This window comes from Micromonospora sp. NPDC007230 (genome assembly GCF_042869115.1).
Lineage (GTDB): Bacteria > Actinomycetota > Actinomycetes > Mycobacteriales > Micromonosporaceae > Micromonospora.
In genome coordinates this window covers 218066-239106 of record NZ_JBIAFE010000001.1, presented here as the reverse complement: position 1 = coordinate 239106, position 21041 = coordinate 218066, and the positions used below count along the sequence as shown (strand labels likewise).

The 21041-nt window shown below is 74.6% G+C and carries 19 protein-coding genes and 1 pseudogene; 13 read left to right on the top strand and 7 right to left on the bottom strand.

Translation table 11 applies throughout. The features are described from left to right. Positions 1 to 167: 167 nt before the first annotated feature. Positions 168 to 1409 carry a glutamate-5-semialdehyde dehydrogenase gene (locus ACFYML_RS01215; RefSeq protein WP_387418693.1) on the bottom strand — a complete coding sequence of 414 codons (1242 nt, stop codon included), beginning with the start codon at positions 1407 to 1409 and terminating at the stop codon, positions 168 to 170. A 44-nt stretch (positions 1410 to 1453) separates the two neighbouring features. Then, on the bottom strand, positions 1454 to 2611 hold the full coding sequence (gene proB / locus ACFYML_RS01210; protein WP_387418692.1) for a glutamate 5-kinase: 1158 nt from the start codon (positions 2609 to 2611) through the stop codon (positions 1454 to 1456). Positions 2612 to 2624: 13 nt separating this feature from the next. Here proB and ACFYML_RS01205 point away from each other — a divergent pair, with 13 nt between their 5' ends. Genes ACFYML_RS01205 through ACFYML_RS01195 form a run of 3 tightly spaced genes read left to right on the top strand, consistent with a single transcriptional unit; the run spans position 2625 to position 5900 of the window. After that, positions 2625 to 2936: an MGMT family protein gene (locus ACFYML_RS01205; protein WP_357438297.1), complete on the top strand. Its 312-nt coding sequence runs from the start codon at positions 2625 to 2627 to the stop codon at positions 2934 to 2936. Between the two features lie 32 nt (positions 2937 to 2968). Then, positions 2969 to 4348, top strand: coding sequence for an MFS transporter (locus ACFYML_RS01200; protein ID WP_387418691.1), 1380 nt, complete (start codon positions 2969 to 2971; stop codon positions 4346 to 4348). 34 nt (positions 4349 to 4382) lie between these two features. Continuing rightward, positions 4383 to 5900: a pyridoxal phosphate-dependent decarboxylase family protein gene (locus ACFYML_RS01195; protein WP_387418690.1), complete on the top strand. Its 1518-nt coding sequence runs from the start codon at positions 4383 to 4385 to the stop codon at positions 5898 to 5900. 127 nt (positions 5901 to 6027) lie between these two features. Here ACFYML_RS01195 and ACFYML_RS01190 read toward each other — a convergent pair whose 3' ends face one another. The 3 genes from ACFYML_RS01190 to ACFYML_RS01180 form a co-directional block, all read right to left on the bottom strand. Then, the gene (locus ACFYML_RS01190) at positions 6028 to 7002 is read right to left on the bottom strand and encodes a hypothetical protein (protein ID WP_387418689.1); all 975 of its coding nucleotides are present in this window, start codon (positions 7000 to 7002) and stop codon (positions 6028 to 6030) included. 240 nt (positions 7003 to 7242) lie between these two features. Continuing rightward, positions 7243 to 8472, bottom strand: coding sequence for a hypothetical protein (locus tag ACFYML_RS01185; RefSeq protein ID WP_387418688.1), 1230 nt, complete (start codon positions 8470 to 8472; stop codon positions 7243 to 7245). Continuing rightward, positions 8465 to 9034, bottom strand: a complete 570-nt coding sequence (locus ACFYML_RS01180; protein ID WP_387418687.1) for a SigE family RNA polymerase sigma factor — start codon at positions 9032 to 9034, stop codon at positions 8465 to 8467. The genes ACFYML_RS01185 and ACFYML_RS01180 overlap by 8 nt, the downstream gene beginning before the upstream one ends. A gap of 138 nt (positions 9035 to 9172) precedes the next feature. Here ACFYML_RS01180 and ACFYML_RS01175 point away from each other — a divergent pair, with 138 nt between their 5' ends. Beyond that, the gene (locus tag ACFYML_RS01175) at positions 9173 to 9748 is read left to right on the top strand and encodes an NADH-quinone oxidoreductase subunit B (RefSeq protein ID WP_073837313.1); all 576 of its coding nucleotides are present in this window, start codon (positions 9173 to 9175) and stop codon (positions 9746 to 9748) included. A gap of 29 nt (positions 9749 to 9777) precedes the next feature. Continuing rightward, entirely contained in the window at positions 9778 to 11094 is a 1317-nt protein-coding gene (locus tag ACFYML_RS01170) for a DUF2252 domain-containing protein (RefSeq protein ID WP_387418686.1), read from the top strand. 20 nt (positions 11095 to 11114) lie between these two features. Here the strand turns inward: ACFYML_RS01170 and ACFYML_RS01165 are convergent, their stop codons facing one another. After that, entirely contained in the window at positions 11115 to 12161 is a 1047-nt protein-coding gene (locus tag ACFYML_RS01165) for a glucose 1-dehydrogenase (protein ID WP_387418685.1), read from the bottom strand. Positions 12162 to 12375: 214 nt separating this feature from the next. On the opposite strand from ACFYML_RS01165, the pseudogene ACFYML_RS01160 reads away from it, so the two are divergent. Further along, positions 12376 to 13017: pseudogene (locus ACFYML_RS01160) on the top strand (NADH-quinone oxidoreductase subunit C); the annotation flags it as partial. A 260-nt stretch (positions 13018 to 13277) separates the two neighbouring features. Next, entirely contained in the window at positions 13278 to 14240 is a 963-nt protein-coding gene (gene nuoH, locus ACFYML_RS01155) for an NADH-quinone oxidoreductase subunit NuoH (protein WP_357438271.1), read from the top strand. Between the two features lie 36 nt (positions 14241 to 14276). Here nuoH and ACFYML_RS01150 read toward each other — a convergent pair whose 3' ends face one another. Next, on the bottom strand, positions 14277 to 15323 hold the full coding sequence (locus tag ACFYML_RS01150) for a glutathione S-transferase family protein (protein ID WP_387418684.1): 1047 nt from the start codon (positions 15321 to 15323) through the stop codon (positions 14277 to 14279). Between the two features lie 92 nt (positions 15324 to 15415). On the opposite strand from ACFYML_RS01150, the gene ACFYML_RS01145 reads away from it, so the two are divergent. The 6 genes from ACFYML_RS01145 (at position 15416) to ACFYML_RS01120 (ending at position 20983) form a co-directional block, all read left to right on the top strand. After that, a complete protein-coding gene (locus ACFYML_RS01145; RefSeq protein ID WP_387418683.1) occupies positions 15416 to 15847 on the top strand; it encodes an ester cyclase in 432 nt (143 codons plus the stop codon). A 139-nt stretch (positions 15848 to 15986) separates the two neighbouring features. Beyond that, the gene (locus tag ACFYML_RS01140) at positions 15987 to 16577 is read left to right on the top strand and encodes a NuoI/complex I 23 kDa subunit family protein (RefSeq protein ID WP_387418682.1); all 591 of its coding nucleotides are present in this window, start codon (positions 15987 to 15989) and stop codon (positions 16575 to 16577) included. Next, complete coding sequence (locus ACFYML_RS01135; RefSeq protein WP_387418681.1) at positions 16574 to 17155, top strand: NADH-quinone oxidoreductase subunit J; 582 nt, start codon at positions 16574 to 16576, stop codon at positions 17153 to 17155. Before ACFYML_RS01140 ends, ACFYML_RS01135 begins: the two co-directional genes overlap by 4 nt. After that, positions 17152 to 17559 carry an NADH-quinone oxidoreductase subunit NuoK gene (nuoK, locus tag ACFYML_RS01130; protein WP_387418680.1) on the top strand — a complete coding sequence of 136 codons (408 nt, stop codon included), beginning with the start codon at positions 17152 to 17154 and terminating at the stop codon, positions 17557 to 17559. The genes ACFYML_RS01135 and nuoK overlap by 4 nt, the downstream gene beginning before the upstream one ends. After that, positions 17556 to 19481, top strand: a complete 1926-nt coding sequence (locus tag ACFYML_RS01125; protein ID WP_387418679.1) for an NADH-quinone oxidoreductase subunit L — start codon at positions 17556 to 17558, stop codon at positions 19479 to 19481. Before nuoK ends, ACFYML_RS01125 begins: the two co-directional genes overlap by 4 nt. Further along, positions 19478 to 20983: a NuoM family protein gene (locus tag ACFYML_RS01120; RefSeq protein ID WP_387418678.1), complete on the top strand. Its 1506-nt coding sequence runs from the start codon at positions 19478 to 19480 to the stop codon at positions 20981 to 20983. Before ACFYML_RS01125 ends, ACFYML_RS01120 begins: the two co-directional genes overlap by 4 nt. Positions 20984 to 21041: the final 58 nt, after the last annotated feature.

Here is a 21041-nt window from a genome sequence, read left to right as displayed (position 1 = left end):
TCGTACCGCCGCCCGGCACGCCGCCGTGGTCCGCCGACCCGTCGCCGGCCGCCGGCGCGCTGGTGCCGCCGCCCGTCGTGCCGCTGTCCGGGCCGGAGCCGGCGGGGCCGCCCGCGCCGCCCGAGCCGGCCGCACCGACTGTCTGAGCGGGTCGGCGCCCAGGCGGGTCAGCGCAGGTGGCCGTCCCCGGTGACCACGTACTTGGTGCTGGTCAGCTCGGGCAGCCCCATCGGGCCCCGGGCGTGCAGCTTCTGTGTGGAGATGCCGATCTCGGCGCCGAAGCCGAACTCGCCGCCGTCGGTGAACCGGGTGGACGCGTTCACCATCACCGCCGCCGCGTCCACCCGGGCCACGAACTCCCGGGCTGCGGACTGGGAGTCGGTGACGATCGCCTCGGTGTGGCCGGTGCCGTACCGCCGGATGTGCCGGACCGCCGCGTCGAGCGAGTCGACGACGGCGACCGAGATGTCGGCAGAGAGGTACTCGGTGGCGAAGTCCTCCTCGGTGGCCGGGAGCACCGCGGCGGAGTGGGCGGCGACCCGGGCGTCGCCGTGCACGGTGACCCCGGCGTCGGCGAAGGCGGCCAGCATCGCCGGCAGGAAGGCGTCCGCGACCTTCGCGTGGACCAGCAGCGACTCGGCGGTGTTGCAGGTGGAGAGGCGCTGGGTCTTGGCGTTGAGGGCGACCGCCACGGCCTTGGCGATGTCGGCGGCGGCGTCCACGTAGACGTGGCAGTTGCCCACCCCGGTCTCGATCACCGGCACGGTCGACTCCTCGACCACGGTCCGGATCAGCGACGCCCCGCCGCGCGGGATCAGCACGTCGACCAGGCCCCGCGCGCGCATCAGCTCCTTCACCGAGTCCCGCGAGGTGGCGTCGAGGAGCTGCACCGCGTCCGCCGGCAGGCCGGCCGCCGCGATCGCGTCCCGGAGCACGGCGACCAGTGCGGCGTTGGAGTGGGCCGCCGAGGAGGAGCCGCGCAGCAGCGCCGCGTTGCCGGACTTCAGGCAGATCCCGGCCGCGTCCACGGTCACGTTCGGCCGGGCCTCGTAGATGATGCCGACCACCCCGAACGGCACCCGGACCTGTCGCAGCTCCAGCCCGTTCGGCAGGGTCGAGCCGCGGACCACCTCGCCGACCGGGTCGGGCAGCGCGGCCATCTGGCGCAGCGCGTCGGCGATGCCGGCCACCCGGTCGGCGTCGAGCGCCAGCCGGTCCAGCACCGCCGTGGTCAGCCCGGCCTCGCGCCCGGCCGCCAGGTCCGTCGCGTTCGCGGCCAGGAGCTCCGGGGTACGCGCCACCAGCGCGTCGGCCATCGCGTGAAGCGCGGCGTCCTTGACCGTACGCGTGGCGACCGCGAGGGCCTCCGCCGCGTCCCGGGCCCGCCGGGCCTGCTCGACGACGCTCATCCTGCACTCCTCAGGCGTCAGTGGGACGACCACCCGTCCCGGATTCACAGCAGCACCAGGTCGTCGCGGTGGACGACCTCCCGTTCGTACGCCGGGCCGAGGGCCGCGGCGAGTTCCGAGGTCGAGCGGCCCAGCAGCCCGGGCAGCTCCACCGCGTCGTAGTTGACCAGCCCCCGGGCCACCGGCGCGCCCGCGGCGTCCACCAGGTCGACCGGGTCGCCGGCGGTGAACGCGCCGTCCACGGCGGTGATCCCGGCCGGCAGGAGGGACTTGCGCCGGCCGACCACCGCCTGCACCGCACCCGGGTCGAGGTGCAGCCGGCCCCGGGGCGCGGTGGCGTGCGCCAGCCAGAACAGCCGGGCGGCCGGGCGGCGGCTGCTCGGGTGGAAGAACGTGCCGACCGGCTCGCCGGCGAGCGCCGCGGTGGCCAGCGGCGCGGCGGTGAGCACCACCGGGATGCCGAAGCCGGTGGCGATCCGGGCCGCCTCGACCTTGGTCACCATGCCCCCGGTGCCGACCCCGGCCCGGCCGGCGCCCCCGACGTCGATGCCGGCCAGGTCGCCCTCGCCGTGCACCTCGGTGATCCGGGTGCTGCCGGGTCGGGTCGGGTCGCCGGTCCAGAGCGCGTCCACGTCCGAGAGCAGCACCAGCAGGTCGGCGTCGACCAGGGCGGCGACCAGGGCGGCCAGCCGGTCGTTGTCGCCGAACCGGATCTCCTCGGTGGCCACCGTGTCGTTCTCGTTGACGATCGGCACCGCCCGCAGGTCGAGCAGCTTGCGCAGGGTCCGGTACGCGTTGCGGTAGTGCGCCCGCCGGGTCACGTCGTCCACGGTGAGCAGCACCTGGCCGACGGTGCGCCCGTGCCGCGCGAAGCTGGCCGCGTACCGGCCGATGAGCAGGCCCTGCCCGACGCTGGCGGCGGCCTGCTGGGTGGCCAGGTCGCGCGGGCGTCGGGGCAGGCCGAGCGGGGCGAGACCGGCGGCGATCGCGCCGGAGGAGACCAGCACCACCTCGCGGCCGGCGCCGGCCAGTGCGCCGAGGGTGTCGACCAGGGCGTCGACCTGGGTGTCGTCCAGGCCGCCCGCCGCCGTGGTCAGCGAGGACGATCCGATCTTGACGACGATCCGGCGGGCCGAGGTGACTGCTTCGCGCACCCGACCATTCTGCGCGTCCGGGTCCCCCGGGCCCGGACGCGTTCCCATATCGTGGCCGGTCATGACGCCTGAGGAATACGTCGAGGCGGTGCTCGACCTGGTCGAGCGGATCCCGCCGGGCCGGGTGATGTCGTACGGGGCGGTGGCCGACGCGCTCGCCGAGCGCTCGGGGCGGGCCTCGGCCCGGCTGGTCGGCTCGATCATGGCCCGGCACGGGGGCGGAGTGCCGTGGCACCGGGTGGTGAACTCGGCCGGGCGGCTGCCACCCGGGCACGAGGTGGAGGCGCGGGCCCGGCTGCGGGCCGAGGGCTGTCCGCTGCGCCCGTCGGGGGTGGACATGGCGGCGGCCTGGTCGCCGGAGGAGGGGATGTGATCCACGCCATAACATGAGTAGCATTCGGGACCATGGACGGGACGGGGTCGCAGCCGAGCGATCGGCTGCCCCGCCGGGTGCACCTCGGGTACGCGCTGGGCTCGCTGGTCACCGGGGCGTTCGGGACCGTGCCCGGGCTGCTCCTGCTGCCGTACCTCACCGACACGCTGGGCGTCGCGGCCGGGGCGGCCGCCCTGCTGGTGCTCCTGCCCAAGGCGTGGGACGTGCTGGTCAACCCGGTGGCCGGGCGGATCTCCGACCGCACCCGGTCCCGCTGGGGTGCCCGCCGGCCGTACCTGCTCGGCGGCGGGCTGGCGCTGGCCGTCCTCTTCGCCGCGATCTTCGCCGCGCCGTTCGGGGCCGGCCCGGCCGCCGGGGCGTACGTGGCGGTGGCGTTCCTGGCCACCGCGACCGCCTTCGCCTTCTTCCAGGTGCCGTACGTGGCGATGCCGGCCGAGCTGACCGGCGACCCGGCGGAGCGTACCCGGCTGATGAGCTGGCGGATCGCCGTGCTGGCGCTGGCCATCCTGGTCGCCGGCGCGGTGGCCCCGGCCGTGGTGACCGCCGGCGGCGACGGGGTGCCGGGACACCGCTGGATGGGCCTGTTCGTCGCCGCGCTGATCGTGGCCGGCGCGGTCGGCGCGTTCCTCGGCACCCGGTCCACGCCCACCGGCACGGTGGGGGAGAGCGAACCGAGCCTGCGCGCCCAGCTCGCGGTCGCCGGCCGGAACCGGCCGTTCCGGGCCCTGCTGGTCTGCTTCGTGATGCAGTCCGCCGGGGTGGCGACCGTGCTGGCCGCGGTGAGCTACTTCGCCGGCCAGGTGCTCCGCGCCCCGGAGACCGGGCCGACCCTGCTCTTCGCCTGCTTCGTCGGGCCGGCGCTGCTGGTCATGCCGCTCTGGACCCGGGTGGGCGCGCGGGTCGGCAAGCGGGCCGCGCTGGTTGTCGCGTCGCTGCTCTTCGCGGCCGGCGCGCTGGCCCTCGTCGCCGCGCCCGCGCTGCCGGCCACCGGGGTCTACGCCGTGGTCGCGGTGATCGGCGTCGGGTACGCGGGCCAGCAGGTCTTCGCCCTCGCCATGCTGCCGGACTGCATCGCCTACGACACCGCGCGCACCGGCCGGCGGCAGGCCGGCGTGTTCACCGGGCTGTGGACGGCCGGGGAGACGTTCGGTCTGGCCCTCGGCCCGGGCATCTACGGCCTGGTCCTCCAGCTCTCCGGGTACGTGTCGTCGTCGACCGGGGTCGCCGCCGACCAGCCCGCCGGCGCCCGCCTCGGCGTGCTGCTCGGTTTCACCATCCTCCCGGCCCTGCTGGTCGCCGTCCCGGTGCTGCTGCTGCGCGCCTACACGCTGACCCCCGCCCAGCTCGCCGCCGGCCCGCGACGGCAGCCTGCCGCGACCGCGGGCGCATGAGCCGCCGAACCGCTCACGAGGAAGGGGGCCATCGATGACCGAGGAAGGGGCGGGCGCGCTGCCCGTCGAGGGGGTGCCCGCAGAGCGGGTGCTGGCGGAGATCCGGGCCCTGCGCGCGGCCGACCGGCCGACCCACGGCGGGCGGCTGTTCGCGTACGTCTACGACCCCGGGGTGGCCGGGCTGGACGAGCTGGCCCGAGCCGCATACGCGGAGAGTGCCCACGTCAACGGGCTTGACCCGACCGCCTTCCCGTCCCTGCTGGCGATGGAGAACGCCCTGGTCGGGGCGGCCGCCCGGCTGCTCGGCGGCGGGCCGGGCACGAGCGCCCCGGACGTGGTCGGCAGCGTCACCGGCGGCGGTACCGAGTCACTGATCCTGGCCGTCAAGGCGGCCCGGGACGCCCGGCCGGATCTCGCCGAGCCACGGCTCGTGGTGCCGGCCAGCGGGCACGCCGCGTTCGCCAAGGCGGCCCACTACCTGCGGGTGGCCCTCGACACCGTGCCCGTGGACCCGGTCACGCTGCGGCCGGCGGTGGCCGACGTGGCCGCCGCGATCCGGCCGGAGACCGTGCTGGTCGCCTGCTCCGCTCCCGCGTACGCGCACGGCGTGGTCGACCCGGTCGCGGAGATCGCGGCGGTGGCGGCGGCCGCCGGGGTGCGCTGCCACGTGGACGCCTGCTTCGGCGGCTGGACGCTGCCCTGGCTACGGCGGCTCGGCGAGCCGGTGCCGGCGTTCGACTTCGCCGTCGACGGGGTCACCTCGATCTCCGTCGACCTGCACAAGTACGCGTACGCCCCGAAGGGGGTGTCGGTGCTGCTGCATCGGGATGCCGCGCTGCGGGCGCCGCAGTACTTCGGGTACGCGGACTGGCCCGGGTACACGATGGTCAACCCGGTGATCGCCTCGACCCGGTCGGGCGGCCCGATCGCCGCCGCCTACGCCACCCTGCGCCACCTGGGCGAGGCCGGCTACCTGCGGCTGGCGGCGCTGACCCGGGCGGCGGTGTCCGGGCTGGCCGACGCGGTACGCGTGGTCGACGGGCTCCGGCTGCTGGCCGAGCCGGAGTCCACCGTGGTCTGCTTCACCAGCGACGACCCGGGACTCGACCTGTTCGTGCTGGTCGACGAGCTGACCGCGCGCGGCTGGCACACCCAGCCCCAACTCGCGTACGCCGGCCTGCCGGCCAGCGTCCACCTCACGGTGACCGCGGCGGTGGCCCCGCGGGTGGTCGAGTTCGGCCCGGCGCTGGCCGACGCGGCGACGGCCGCACGGGCGGCCGGTCCGGTCGCGCTGCCGCCGGAGCTGCGCGCGCTCGTCGGGAGCCTGGCGCCGGAGGCGCTCACCCCGGAGCTGGTCGCCGGCCTCGCCGCCGGAATGGGCCTCGCCCCCGCTGGTGCGGCGGCCGGTGGGCCGGGTACGGCGGAGCGGGGCGGCGGGGCCGCGCCGGACCGGATGGCCGCGATACACACCCTGCTCGACGCCGCGCCGGCCGGGCTGCGGGAGCGGCTGCTGCTGGAGTTCGTCGGCCTGCTGCAACGTCCGACCTGGTAGGCCCCATCGCCGGTGGTGCCACAGGGGATGGCCCGGCCGGTGTGCCGGCCGGGCCATCCCCGCTCGCTGTCGGTGCCGTGGTCGCGGACCTCATCCCGGAACACGCGGCCGCGGTGTCCGGAGTCGGCTAGCCGGCGTCGGAGATGTGCACCCCGAAGGCCACCGCGTTGTCCGCCGGGTCGGTCTCCGGCAGGGCCTGGTACCAGCTCGCGGTGAGCATGCCGGTCGCCTGCGCGACCGCGCCCGGCCGGCTGTCCGGCGCCGCCTCGAAGAGGAGGTCGAACGTCCGTTCCTCGCCTGGCATGAACCCGTCGCCGGGCACCTCACAGGAGCGCCAGCACGGCCCACCCGTCGGGTCCGTTGCCGTGAGGATCGCCAGGTCGTCCGGCACGGCGGTCTCCACCGTCAGCCAGTTGAGCGGGGCGTCCGTGCCGTATCGCACGGTCGCGGTCAACCGGCCCCGGTACCAGCCGTCCGGTTGGCGGGTCAGCACCACCTCGTCGCCGTGCAGGCGGACCGACGTGTCCGTCGTCGTGTTCTGCGCGTACGGCCGGGCACCCAGGAGTGACCCGTTGGCCGAGCGGAACAGGGCGTCGAAGCGGCCGTAGCCGCTGAACGGCGCGTCGTACCGGAAGTCGTCCGAGATGGCGACGCGGCCGGCCTCCGTCCGCATGGCGTACGGCCGGGTGCCGGTGAGCGCCCGGAAGCGCAGCTGGAAGGTCAGCTCGGCACCGGGCTCGATCCTGTTGAGCTGGCACTCGTAGGTGGCCTGGAGTCCGGCGGTGTGAGCCCGGTTGAACTGGCAGAACTGGTCGGGGTCGGAGACCTCGAAGGAGCCGGCGACCGGCTCGCGGAACAGCAGCCGGAAGTATCCGGCGGCGGTGCCGGTGTTGCGCACGGTGACGGCCTGCTGGCCGAGGTAGCCGCGCTCGGTCGGCTCCAGCACCAGCGGTCCGACCGTGGCGGTCGCCGTGCCCTGGGTGACCACTGTGGTCTTCGCCGATGCCGATGCGGGCGCAGCCGCGACCGCCCCCGCAGCGCCGAGCAGGCTGAAGGCGGCGCCGAGCGCCAGCGCGACTCGGGTCGTCCGTACGTTTGTCATCAGGTTCCTCCCTGTTCCCCGTGCCCCCGTGGGCCTGGCAACGGTCACACGCGCTCGGTCGCCACCCGGTTGCGGCGCCCGCAGCGGGTTTTTCGGCGACTTTTCGCCCCGTAGGGTCCCCGGAACCGCCGCCGGACGATGTGCGTGCACGCGCCCGCCCGGCCCTGCCGTTCCACCGTGGACCGACGGACGGTCGATGGTGGGTCGGGCCAGGCCGGAGGGCGCGTGCGTCCTTTTGTTTCAGCTGAACGAGACGGAGAAGGTCGCCGTCGTCGGGGTGGTGCCGGGCAGCAGCGTCACACCCAGACCCGTGCCGGCCGCCACCTGGACGGTGGCTTCCCCCGGGGGCCCGCTCGACGTGGTGAGGAACGGGAAGGTGATGGTGCGCCGCTCGCCGGCGCGCAGCGGGGTGCTGACGCAGGCGACCCCCTTCGACGTGCCCTCCGCGCGGGGGCACTCCTTCCCCCACTCGCCGTGTACCGGGTCGTCCCGTCCGTTCCGCGGGAAGATGATCAACGGGTACTCGGCCGTGCCGTTGCCGGTGTTGACGATCGTCACGGTGTTGGTGCCGCGGCGCATGCCGTCGGCGTCCGGCGGCCCGTACACCAACTCGGTGGCGGTGATCGTGAACGTGATTGTGACGGGCTTGCTGGTGGCGGGCCCGGGGCTGGTCGGAGCGTTGCTCGGAAAGGTGACCGGCCCCGCGGTCTGCCGGAACCGCCCCCCGGCCCAGGCGTAGGTCCGCCACTGGGTCCGGACCTGGTCAGGCGACTCGCCGCAGCAGGGTTGCCGATCGGCCACCCGCACCCGGACCGCCCCGGCGTCCTCGATGGTGAGGTCGGTGATGTCGCCCAGCTCGTCGTGGGTGCCGACGATCTGGCCCATCGTGGTGATCCGCCCGTCCGTGTCCCGGTCGAAGGCCACCACCTGCTTCACCTGCGCCTCGCCGATCCGGCAGCCCAGCAGGGCGACGGTGTCGGCCGCGCCGTCACCGTCCAGGTCGCCGTACTCCGGGTCCCCGAGGAGTACCGGCCGGTACTCCCCGATCGGTCCCGGGCGCAGCGTCACGCCCGAGGTGGTGCAGGTCTCCGGCACGTAGGACGGCCAGGACGGCAGGTCGACCCGGGCGGCAAGCAGGTCGCTGCGGCTGATCCGGCCGTCCGGTGGGGTCGGCGAGCTGCTGGCCACACTCGGGGTCGGCGCGGGCGACGGCGTTTCCGTCGGCGTCGGCTCGCCGGTCTGGGCCGGTGCGGGTGGGGGGTCGGAACGCCGGACCAGGGCCGCATTCGCGCCCACCGGGATCACCACAGCGAGCACCACGGCCGTGGCGGCGGCGACCGCGGTACGGCGGCGGCGACGCCGCACCGTCTCCCGTACGGCATCCGTTCCCGCCGGTCGCACCGCCGGGGCGTACGCCTCGCGGAACGCGGCGAACTCGCCGCCGACCAGAATGTCCTCGAACTCAGTCATGGTTGGTCACCTCCCTCGTACCCGCCAGCTGGACCGCCAGCGCCGCTCGGCCCCGGTGCAGCCAGGACTTGACCGTGCCGTCCGGCACGCCCTCCTGCTGCGCGATCTGCGTGACGGGGAGATCCGCCAGGTAGTGCAGCACCACCGCGCGGCGCTGGTTGGCCGGCAGCTGTGCCAGGGCCACGGTCAACGCGACGCGATCCGGATCCGGGCCGGGCGCGTGCTCCTCCCGCTGCCGCCGCAGCCAGGACTGGGCGGTCCGTAGCCGTCGCCAGCGGCTGGTGGCGAGGTTCCAGGCGACCCGGCGTACCCAGGCCACCGGGTCGTCGTACCGGGACACCCGCGACCAGCGGGCGAACGCCCGGCAGAATGCCTCCTGGACCAGGTCCTGCGCCTGCGACAGGTCGCCGCAGTACGCGGCGAGCTGCAGCGTCAGCGGTCGGAAGTGCGCGTGGTAGAACCCGTCGAAGTCGATCCGCTCGGGCCGGGCCGGGCGCTCCGGTCGGTCCGCTGTCCCGTCGGGTGGCGGCTCGCCCAGCCGTGGCTCCCGCGTCACCGTCATCTGATCCTCCCCGTGCGGCATCACCGTCCGTGCGTTCCACGTCGGTCACACGCCGCGGACGGGGCACTGGTTGCACAGGTTTCCACCTCCGGCCCTGTGGTTGACTGTCACATCAAGGACAGGTGAGGGAGGCTCGAGGTGCAGGTTCCCGCGGTGCTCGGCGAGCCGATCCGGTTCGTGCTGAACTGGGGCCGCCGCTACTCGCTCTGGGTGTTCAACTTCGGGCTGGCCTGCTGCGCCATCGAGTTCATCGCCACCAGCATGGGCCGGCACGACTTCATGCGGCTCGGCGTCATCCCGTTCGCCCACGGCCCCCGGCAGGCCGACCTCATGGTGGTCTCCGGCACGGTCACCGACAAGATGGCCCCGGCGGTGAAGCGGCTCTACGACCAGATGCCCGAGCCGAAGTACGTCATCTCGTTCGGTGCCTGCTCCAACTGCGGCGGGCCGTACTGGGACTCCTACTCGGTGACCAAGGGGGTCGACCAGCTCATCCCGGTCGACGTCTACGTGCCCGGCTGCCCGCCGCGTCCGGAGGCGCTGCTGCACGGCATCCTCCGGCTGCAGGAGAAGATCGCCGCCGAGGAGTCCGGCGTCGGCGGGGTGGCCCGCCCCGACCGGCTCGCCCCGCCGGTCGACCCGCGGCCCGCGGAGAGCACGCCGCGCCCGGTGGAGTCCCTCACCGCGCCGCCGGTCCGCCCGCCAGCCGGCTGAGGTGGCGGGGTCGGTCTAGCCTGCGGGCCATGACCCAGTCCGCGGACCAGCGCTCCGCCTTCATCGTCGACGTGCTGACCGAGGAGTTCGGCGCGTCGATAGCGCTCGACCCGGCCGCGTTCCGCCGCAAGTTCCGCAAGATGGCCGCCTCGCCGTTCGCCTTCTACCGGGGCAGTGCCTCACTCTTCTACGCCGACCAGCGCGGCGACTTCGCCAGCGACCGCTACCTCGACGACCGGACCAGCCGGGTGTGGATCCACGGCGACCTGCACGCCGAGAACTTCGGCACCTACATGAACGCCTCCGGGCAGCTGGTGTTCAACGTCAACGACTTCGACGAGGCGTACGTCGGGCCGTTCTCCTGGGACCTGAAGCGCTTCGCGGCCAGTGTGGCCCTGCTCGGCTACGCGAAGGCGCTCTCCGACCGGGTGATCGGCGACCTGGTCACCGGCTTCGCCCGGTCGTACCTGACCGAGCTGCGGGCCATCGCGGCCGGCGGGGACGACGCGATCGGCTCGATCACCCTGGAGAACGCCGACGGCGTGCTGCGCCGGGTGCTCCAGCAGGCCCGACTGAACACCCGGGTGGACCTGCTCGCCGAGCAGACCACCATCGACAACTACGACCGCCGGTTCTCCCTCGGCGACGGCGTCTTCGAGGTCGACGCCGCGACCCGGGAGAAGGTCTGTGCCGCGTTCCACGACTACCTGGCCACCCTGCCGGCGGCGACCGCCCGGCTCCGCCCGGTCGCCGCCAACATCAAGGACGTGGTGCTGCGCAAGGGCGTCGGCATCGGCTCGGCCGGGCTGCCCTCCTACAACCTGTTGCTGGAGGGGCACACCCAGGCGCTGGAGAACGACGTCGTCATCTATCTGAAGCAGGCCCAGGTGCCTGCGGTGGCGCGGCACATCGACGACGAGCGGGTCCGGTCCTACTTCCGACACCAGGGGCACCGGACCGCCGAGTCGCAGCGGGCGCTCCAGGCGTACGCCGACCCCTGGGTGGGGTTCACCGAGCTGGACGGGGTCGGCCAGCTCGTCGCCGAGGTCTCCCCGTACGCGGCCGACCTGGACTGGGCCGACGTCAACGAGCCTGAGGAACTCGCCGGGGTGCTCACCGACCTCGGCCGGGCGGTGGCCCGGATGCACTCGGTCGCCGACGACGAGTCCAGCCACGATCTGGTCGACTACTCCACCGAGGAGGCGATCGTCGCCGCGGTCGACGCCGACGCGCCGGGCTTCGTCCAATACCTGGTCGACTTCGCGCAGGCGTACGGGATCCGAGCCCGCGAGGACCACCAGCTCTTCGTGGACCTGTTCCGCAACGGCCGGCTGCCCGGCAGCTGACCCGCCCGCCGGCCGCCGGCTCAGGTCGTGAAGTCCACCACCACCTTGATGTCGTCCGGTCCGGAGGTGTACGCGTCGGCGTACGCCTCCACCGGCACCCGGCGGCTGATCAGCGAGTTCAGCCAGCCCTGGTCGGCCCGGGTGAGGGCCTCGGCGGCCAGTTCCCAGTGCCGCCGGTTGGCGTTCACCGAGCCGAAGACCACGTTGTTCTCCAGCACCAGGTCGCGGTTGAGGGCTCCCGCGTCGAGGTCGATGGTCCGGCCGCCGCTGGACACCCCGGTCAGGCAGACGATGCCGGTCGGCCCGGCCTGGAACATCGCGTCCAGCACCACCACCGGCGCGCCGGTGCACTCCACCACCACGTCCGGCTCGAAGTCCAGCTCGGTCACCTTGGAGGTGTGGTAGGTCGCGCCGAGCGAGCGGACCAGGTCCGGCTTCGGCCCGGTGGTGGCCCGGTCCAGCACGTGCACCGACAGCTCGCGCTGGGTGGCGAGCAGCGCGGCCAGCAGACCGATCGGCCCGGCCCCGGTCACCAGCACGGTCTGCGGCTTCCACTCGGCGCGGCGGCCGATCCGCTCGATGTGGTCCCAGGCCTTCGCCACCACGCTGGTCGGTTCCAGCAGCATCCCCACTGAGGCGAGGCAGGGGTCCAGGCCGACGGCGAACTTCGGCTGCACCCGCCACCGGTCCCGGGCGTACCCGGAGAGTCCCTTGATGCCGTGCTCGGTGTACTGCCCGTTGCGGCACATGTCCCACTCGTCCACCGCGCAGTTCGGGCAGGGCACCGGGTCGGGGCGCCGGACGATGCCGGCCACCAGGTCGCCGGGCTGGAGGGTGCCGGTGGGATCCTCCAGGACCCGACCCAGCGCCTCGTGGCCGAGCACCAGCCGCTCCTGTCCGGGCGGCGCCTCCCCGTATGCGCCGGAGATGATCTCGTGGTCGGTGCCGCAGATGCCCACGGCCAGCGCCTCGACCAGGATCGCGCCCTCCTCGGGGGCGGGCTCGGGCCAGTCCTCGGTCAGCTGCAGCGAGTTCGGGACGCCGGGAGTCACAGTCACAGCACGCACCGCTCAATTCTTTCCTGCGGGCGTGGCCCCGGTGTCGAAACCGCCAAGCCCGGCCCGGTGCGGCCGGACGAGCCGCCGGGTGCTCGGGCGCGTGGTTGGTGGCGGGCGGGGACCCGGCCACGCCGGGATCGGGCGGCGGGGAGCGGCAGTGCAGCCTGTCAGCTGCCCGGCCTGAGGCGGTCCGTCCACGCCGGTGGCCCGTAGGATCGCGGGCATGACGCCGGAAGAGGTCGGTGACCGGGCGCGCAGCGTGCTCCTGCGGGCGGCCGGATTGGCCGAGGACGCGGTGACCGTGGGGCGCTCGGGTGGCGAGGCGCACGCCCGTGCGACGGTCGACGTACCGCCGGACGCCTGGCAGGACGCGGTGCGGGCCGTCCGCGACGACGCCGAGTTGGCCTGTGACTACTTCGACTGGCTCTCGGCTGTGGACGAGCTGGCCGACGGCTTCGACGTGGTCGCCCACCTGTGGTCGACGAGCCGCCGGCACGGCGTGCTGCTGCGGACGCGGGTGCCGCGAGCGGAGCCGCGGCTCGCCTCGGTCGTGGGCATCTTCCCCGGCGCCTCCTGGCACGAGCGGGAGACGCACGAGATGTTCGGCATCCGGTTCGACGGGCATCCGGACCTCAAGCCGCTGCTGCTGCCGCCGGAGTTCGAGGGGCATCCGCTGCGCAAGGAGTTCGTGCTCGCCTCCCGGGTCGCCAAGCCCTGGCCGGGCGCCAAGGAACCGGGGGAGTCGGAGGCGGGCGGCGGTCGCCGGCCGATTCGCCCGCCGGGCGTACCGGCGCCGGGCGAGTGGGGGACGACGCCCACGCCCGCCGGCGCGGCCGGGATGGGCGAGGGCCCGCGCGGGGGTACGCCCGCCCGCCCGGCCCGGGAACGCCCGCCCCGCCCCGCCCCGGGCGAGCGCCCGGCCCGGCCCACCACCGCGGAGCGACCGGCGGGTCCGGCCCGGCCGACACCAGGCGAGCGGCCGACCGGCCCGGCCCGGCAGGAGCCGGCAGACCTGCCAGCGGCCGAGTCCGGGCCGTCCGGCCGGCCGACGCCCGGGGAGCGGCCGACGGGCCCGGCCCGGCAGGAGCCGGCCGCCGAGCCCGCGCCCGAGGAGGGGGACGCCTGATGCCCGCCTGGCTGGAGCTGGTCATCCGGGTGGCTGGCGTGCTGGTCGCCTTCCTCACCCTGCCGCTGATCGTCGGGCAGGCCGAGCACAAGGTCATGGCGCACATGCAGGGCCGGCTCGGCCCGATGTACGCGGGCGGCTTCCACGGCTGGGCGCAGCTCGTCGCCGACGGCATCAAGTTCGTGCAGAAGGAGGACGTCACCCCGCGCGACGCGGACCGGCCGGTGTTCCGGCTGGCCCCGGCGGTGGCCCTGGTGCCGTACCTGCTCGCCCTGCTGGTGATCCCGCTCGGCCCGGGCGACCTGGTCGGGCAGCCGCTGGACATCGGCCTGTTCTTCGTGCTGGCCGTGGTCGGCATCGGCGTGCTCGCGGTGCTGATGTCGGCCTGGGCCTCGGCCAACAAGTACAGCCTGCTCGGCGGGCTGCGCGGCGCCGCCCAACTGCTCGGCTACGAGCTGCCGCTGGTGCTGGCCGCCGCGTCGGTGGCGATGGCGGCGGGGACGCTCAGCCTGCCCGGGATCGTCGAGGCGTGGCGGCCGTGGTGGCTGCTCTGGCAGGCGCCGGCGATGGTGATCTTCTTCGTCGCCGGGCTGGCGGAGATCCGGCGGCCGCCGTTCGACATGCCGGTGGCCGACTCCGAGCTGGTCTTCGGCTACATGACCGAATACACGGGCCTGCGCTTCGCGTTCTTCCTGCTCGCCGAGTACGTCGGCATCGTGGTGATCGCCGCGCTGACCACCGTGCTTTTCCTCGGCGGCTGGCAGGGCCCGTTCGCGGACGCCCAGTTGGGCTGGTTGTGGACCCTGCTCAAGGTCTTCGCCGTGGCGTTCGTGATCATCTGGCTCCGGGTGTCGTACCCGCGGCTGCGCGAGGACCAGCTCCAGCGGCTCTGCTGGCTGGTGCTCGTCCCGCTGGCCCTCGCCCAGCTCGTCCTGACCGCGGCCGTCCGGCTGGTCATGTGAGGAAGGGCCCCCGCGTGACGGACGGCCCTTCGACGGTCAGCCGACCCGCAGCGGGGTGTGGGCGGGGTCGACCGGCTCGGCCGGCGGCGGGGGCGGGGTGCCGTCGCCGAAGGGGCGACCGCCCAGGGCCTCCCGGCCGTGCGGGGTGAGCCAGCCCGACAGGTCCGGGCCGAGCGGCACGATCCCGGTCGGGTTGATGTCCCGGTGCACCTCGTAGTAGTGCCGCTTGATGTGGTCGAAGTCGACGGTGTCGCCGAAGCCGGGGGTCTGGAACAGGTCCCGGGTGTATGCCCAGAGCACCGGCATCTCGGTCAGCTTCTGCCGGTTGCACTTGAAGTGGCCGTGGTAGACCGGGTCGAAGCGGACCAGGGTCGTGAACAGCCGCACGTCCGCCTCGGTGATGGTGTCGCCGACGAGGTAGCGCTGCCCGCTCAGCCGCTCGCTCAGCCAGTCGAGCCGGTCGAAGAGCCGGCGGTACGCGGTCTCGTACGCCTCCTGGCTGCCGGCGAAGCCGCACCGGTAGACGCCGTTGTTCACGTCCTTGAACACCACAGCGTTGACCTCGTCGATCTCGTCCCGCAGCCGCTCCGGGTACAGCTCCGGCGCGCCCTCGCGGTGGTAGGCGGTCCACTCGGTGGACAGGTCCAGGCTCATCTGGGCGTAGTCGTTGGTGACCACCTGCCCGGTCGGCACGTCCACGATCGCCGGCACGGTGATGCCCCGCTCGTAGCCGGGGAAGCGCTTGAAGTACGCCTCGGCCAGCCGCGGAATGCCGAGCACGGGGTCCACCCCGCCCGGGTCCAGGTCGAAGGTCCAGCTCCGGGCGTCGTGGGTCGGCCCGGCCACCGCCATCGAGATCGCGTCCTCCAGCCCGAGCAGCCGGCGGACGATGATCAGCCGGTTCGCCCACGGGCAGGCCCGGCTCACCGCGAGCCGGTAACGGCCGGACTCCACCGGCCAGCCGTCCCGCCCGTCCGCGGTGATCCGGGTGGCGATGTAACGCTGGTCCCGGGTGAACTCGCCGCCCGGCTCGACGTACTTCCCGCCGGTCCGGTTCAGGATCTCGTCGCCGCTCTGAGTCACGCCGCCTCCTGTCGCTGTCTCTTTGTCCCATCATGGTCGTTCCCGCCCCGTGCGGCAGGCCCGCCGCCGGACGCGGGGGCTAGGCTGCCGCGGTGACCGATGTGGAGGCCGTGGCCCGGCGCTTCATCGCCGACGTGTGGAACGCGACCCGCGAGGAGACCGCGTACGAGTTGGTCGCCGAGGACTGCCCGGGGCTGGGCGGGACCGGGCCGGCGGCCGCCCTGGCCTGGCACCGGGACCGCCGGGCGTCCTTCCCGGACCTGCGCTACAAGATCGTCGAGGTGGTGGCCTCCGGTGCGCGGGTGGCCGTGCACTGGCGCGCCGCCGGCACCCAGGCCGGGCAGTTCGGGCCGGTGCCGCCGACCGGCCGGGTGGTCAGCTACTCGGGGGCGACCTTCCTGCGCTTCGACGACAGCGGCCGGATCGTGGACGTGTGGAGCGTCAACGAGCTGTTCCAGGTCCTCCAGCAGCTCGGCGTCGAGATGCTCCCGCCCCCGTCGGGGCTCGCCGCGACTGGGGAGTGATCCGGCGGAGGCGCGGGTGGTGGTCGCGCGTGCCGGAGACACAGGGCAGGATGGGCGGCATGAGCGAGCGCAGCGAGCGATTCAGCCAGCTCGACGCGGAAGCACCGCAGGACGACGGCGAGCGAAGCGAGGCGACGGCGTGAGCGAGCGCAGTGGCCTGCCTGGTCAGGGGCTGGCGAAGGGGTTGGCGGTCACCCTGCGGACGATGACCCGCCGCTCGACCACCCAGCAGTACCCGGACGTCGCCCCCGAGCTGCCACCCCGCTCGCGCGGGGTGATCGCGCTGCTCGAGGAGAACTGCACGGTCTGCATGCTCTGCGCCCGGGAGTGCCCGGACTGGTGCATCTACATCGACTCGCACAAGGAGGAGGTGGCGGTCCCCGGCGCCGCCCGTCCCCGCCAGCGCAACGTGCTCGACCGGTTCGACATCGACTTCTCGCTCTGCATGTACTGCGGCATCTGCGTCGAGGTCTGCCCGTTCGACGCGCTCTACTGGTCGCCCGAGTTCGAGTACGCCGAGTACGACATCAAGGACCTGCTGCACGACAAGGACCACCTCGGCGAGTGGATGGGCACGGTCCCGCCACCGCCGGCCCACGACCCGCACGGCGAACCCTCGAAGGAGGAGACCACCGCCGCCCGCAAGGCCGCCGGCCCCGCCCCGCGCCCGGCCCCTTCCCGGGTACGCCCGGAGCCCGGCACCGAGCAGGGCGGAGGCGCCGCGTCATGACCGGTGCGGACGTGCTGCTGCTGGCCCTCGGCGCGGTGGCGGTCGGCGCCGGCGCGCTGGTGGTGGGCACCCGGCACCTGGTCCGGGCCGGCCTCTGGCTGGTGGTCTGCCTGGGCGCGCTGGCCGGCGACTACCTGGTGCTCACCGCCGAGCTGGTGGCCTGGGTGCAGGTGCTGATCTACGTCGGCGCGGTGGTGGTGCTGCTGCTCTTCGCGGTGATGCTGACCCGGGCCCCGATCGGCGCCTCCGACGACCTGGACCGGCCGGGCTGGCCGGCCGCGCTGATCGGCGGCGGCAGCGGGTTGGGGCTGGCCGTGCTGCTGGTCCACGCGTTCCGCTGGTCCCGGGTCGACCTGCCCGTCGCGGGCACCGCCGACCGGCTGGGCGAGCAGGTCTTCCGCTCGTGGGTGCTGCCCTTCGAGTTGCTCTCGGTGCTGCTGCTCGCCGCCCTGGTGGGCGCGATCGTGCTGTCCCGCACCGACATCGGCCGGCCCGGCGCCCAACGCCGCCCGGCGGACGGCCCGCCGGCCCGGCCCGAGCCGGCCGGTGCGGTGGCCGACGAGGGCGGGCGCGCGTGAGGCCGGTCATCCCGTACGTCACCGCCGCGCTGCTGTTCGGCCTCGGCGGCTACGGCGTGCTGCGCCGCCGCAACGCCGTCCTCGTGCTGATGGCCGTCGAGCTGATGCTGAACGCGGTGAACCTGATCCTGGTCACCGCCGACACCACGGTCCGGGCCCAGCTGCCGCACTCCGGCCAGGTCTTCGCGCTCTTCGTGATCGTGCTCGCCGCCGCCGAGATCGGCGTGGGGCTGGCCATCGTGCTCCAGCTCTACCGGCTGCGGGCCAGCGTGACCGTCGACGATGTGCCGTTGGCCGAGCCGCCGGCGCCCGTGCCTGCCGGCGCGACGGCGGCACGTCTCACCGGCTCGCCCGGCGCGCCGTCGGACGGGCCGGCCACCGACGCGCCGGAGGGGGAGAAGTGACCGGACTGCTCGCGGCGGCGTTGCCGGGCGTACCCCTGCTGGTGGGTCTGGTCGGGTTGCTGCTGCCGCCGTCGCCCAGGGGCGCGGCGACCGGAGAGGACCGGGCCCGGCGGGTGGCGATCGCGCTCGGCGTGGCCGGCGCGGCGCTGGCGCTGCTGGCGGCGGTGGCCCTGCTGGTCCGGGTGGACCGCCCGGTCGAGGGCGCCACCACCTGGGTCGACCTCGGCGGACTGACGGTCACCCTCGGCTACCGGCTGGACGGGGTGGCGGTGCTGGTCGCCACGGCGGTGGCCGCGGTGGCCCTGGCCGTGCAGGTCTACTCGATCGGCTACCTGAAGCGCGGGCCGCACGACGACGTCGAGGTGGACCACCGCTACCCGCCGTACGCGGCGCAGATCAGCCTGTTCACCGCCGCGATGCTGACCGTGGTGGTCGCCGGGGACCTGATCCTGCTGCTGGTCGGCTGGGAGGTGATGGGCCTCTGCTCCTACCTGCTCATCGCCCACGACCGGCGGCTGCCCGAGGCGCCGGCCGCCGCGGTGAAGGCGTTCCTGGTCACCCGGGTGGGGGACGTCGGCTTCCTGCTCGGCATCGCGCTGCTGGGCGTCGGCGCGGGCAGCTTCCGGATCGCGGACGTGCTGGCCCACGACTACTCCACCGCGACGCTCACCGCCGCGTGCCTGCTGCTGCTCGCCGGGGTGGCGGGCAAGAGCGCCCAGTTCCCGCTGCACACCTGGCTGCCGGACGCGATGGCCGGTCCCACCCCGATCTCCGCGCTGATCCACGCCGCCACCATGGTCGCCGCCGGCGTGTACGTGGTCGCCCGGCTCTTCCCGCTGTTCGAGCGGGCCCCGATCGCGCTGGCCGTGCTCGGGGTGATGGCGGCGATCACGCTGCTGCTCGGCGCGTTCGCGGCCACCGCCCAGGACGACATCAAACGGGTGCTGGCCTGGTCGACGGTCTCCCAGATCGGCTACATGACCGGGGCGCTCGCCGTCGGTGCGCCCGCGGCGGCGCTGTTCCACCTGCTCACCCACGCCGCGTTCAAGGCGCTGCTCTTCCTCGCGGCCGGCGCGGTGATCCACGCCGTCGGCACCACCCTGATGTCCCGGATGGGCGGCCTCCGGACAGCCATGCCGGTGACCTTCTGGTGCACGGTGATCGGCCTCGGCGCGCTCGCCGGGCTGCCGCCGCTGTCCGGCTTCTGGAGCAAGGACGGCGTGCTCGCCGCCGCCGAGGCCGCCGCGCTGGAGGGCAGCGGCCCGAGCTACGCCTGGGTCGGCTGGCTGGTCTGGCTGGCCGGGCTGCTCGGCGTCGCCGTCACCGCCTGGTACGCCACCCGCCTGCTGCTGCGCGCCTTCCTCGGTGCGTCCCGGCTCCCGCTGGCCCACCCGCACGACCCGCCCGCCGTGCTGCGCTGGCCGGTGGTGCTGCTCGCGGTCCCCGCCGCGCTGCTCGGCCTGGCCGCCTTCGCGCCGTGGTTCGCCGACCGCCTCCGCGAGCCGGCCGACCGCAGCAGGGAGGCCGTCGAGCTGGTCCACCTCGCGCCGAACCTGCTGCTGCCGCTGGTGTTGCTGCTGGTCGGGGCGGGCATCGCCTGGGCCGGCTGGCGTCGCGACCCGGCCGCCGACCCGGCCCGCTTCCTGGGTCCGCTGCGGCCGGCCTTCGCCCGGGCGTTCCGGCTCGACGACGTCCAGCACGCCCTCGTGGTACGCCCGACGACCGCGCTCGCCCGGGCCGCGCGTGCCGGGGACGAGGTCGGGGTGGACGGCCTGGTGGAGGGGAGCGGCCGGGCCGCCGTCGAGTTGGGCGGCGGGCTGGCCGCCCTGCACCGGGCGGCGCTGCCGCGCGCGGCGGCCGGCGTGCTGGCCGGCGCCCTGCTCATCGGCCTCGCCGTCGCCCTGATCGGAGTGGCCTCATGACGTTCGGGGAGTTCCTGCTGGTCGCGGTCCTCGCGCTGCCCGCGCTGGGCGCGGTCGCGGCGGCCGCCACCCCCGGTGACCGGGCGGGGCGCCTGGTCGGCACCGCCGCTGCGGGGCTGGCGCTGCTCGCCACGCTGCCGCTCCTCGGCGGGGACCACGGCTGGTTCGGCTACGGGCCGCGGCCGGCCGTGCAGCCCTGGCACCAGCTCGACCTGCCCTGGGTGCCCGGCCTGGACCTGCGCTTCCACCTCGGGGTGGACGGCATCTCCTGGCCGCTGGTGGTGCTGACCGCGCTGCTCACCCTGCTCTGCTGCGGCTACACGCTGTGGCGGGTGCCCGCGGGCGGTGGCAGTGGCCGGGCCCTGGTCGCGCTGCTGCTGGTGGTCGAGGTGGGCATCCTGGGCACCTTCCTCGCCCTCGACCTGGTGCTCTTCTTCCTCTTCTTCGAGGTCGTCCTCCTCCCGATGTACGCGATCATCGCCGGCTGGGGTGGCGAGGACCGGCGGCGGGCGGCCCGCAAGTTCGTCCTCTACACCCTCTTCGGTTCGGTGCTGCTGCTGGTCGGCGTCTACGTGGTGGTCGCCGCCGCGGGCACCGCGGACGTGGTGGCGCTGACCGGCGGGTCCGGGCTCTCCCGGGGCACCCAGCTCGCCGCGTTCACCCTGCTGGCACTGGCGTTCGCGGTGAAGAGCCCGCTCTGGCCGCTGCACTCCTGGTTGCCCGACGCGCACACCCAGGCGCCTACCGTCGGCAGCGTGATCCTCGCCGGGGTGCTGCTCAAGATGGGCACGTACGGCCTGATCCGGGTGGCGGTCGGGGTGGCCCCGGAGGGCGCCCGGTGGGCCGCCCCGGTGCTCGGGGTGCTCGCCGTGGCGGCGATCCTCGTCGGGTCCCTGGTCTGCCTCGCGCAGGACGAGCTGAAGCGGCTGATCGCGTACTCCAGCGTGGGGCACATGGGCTTCGTGCTGCTCGGGGTGGCCACGCTCACCGCCACCGGCCTGCAGGCCGCGCTGATCGGCAACATCGCGCACGGCGTGATCACCGGCCTGCTCTTCTTCCTGGCCGGGGCGATCAAGGACCGTACCCACACCGGGTCGCTCGCGGACCTGTCCGGGCTGCGGGAGACGGCGCCCCGGCTGGCCGGGCTGCTCGGCTTCGCGGCGGTCGCCTCGCTGGGGCTGCCCGGGCTGGCCGGCTTCTGGGGCGAGGCGTTCGCCGTGATCGCCGCCGTCCGGCGCGGTGGCGGGCTCTGGACCACGCTCGCGGTGCTGGCCGCGCTCGGCGGGGCGCTGACCGCCGCGTACTTCCTGCGGCTGCTGCGCCGGGTCAGCCACGGGCGGCCCAGCCCGGCGGTGGGGCGGCTCGCGCCGGGGCTGGCCGGGGCGGAGCTCACCGCCTGGGCACCGCTGGTGCTCCTCGCCCTCGCCGTCGGCCTGGCCCCGGCCCTCGTGCTGTCCTACGCCACCGGCCCGGTCAACGCCCTGCTGGCGGTCTTCGATTGAGCGCGCGGAGTGCGGCGGAGCGGAGCCCCGCAGTCGCGAACGAAGGTGAGCTGCGGTG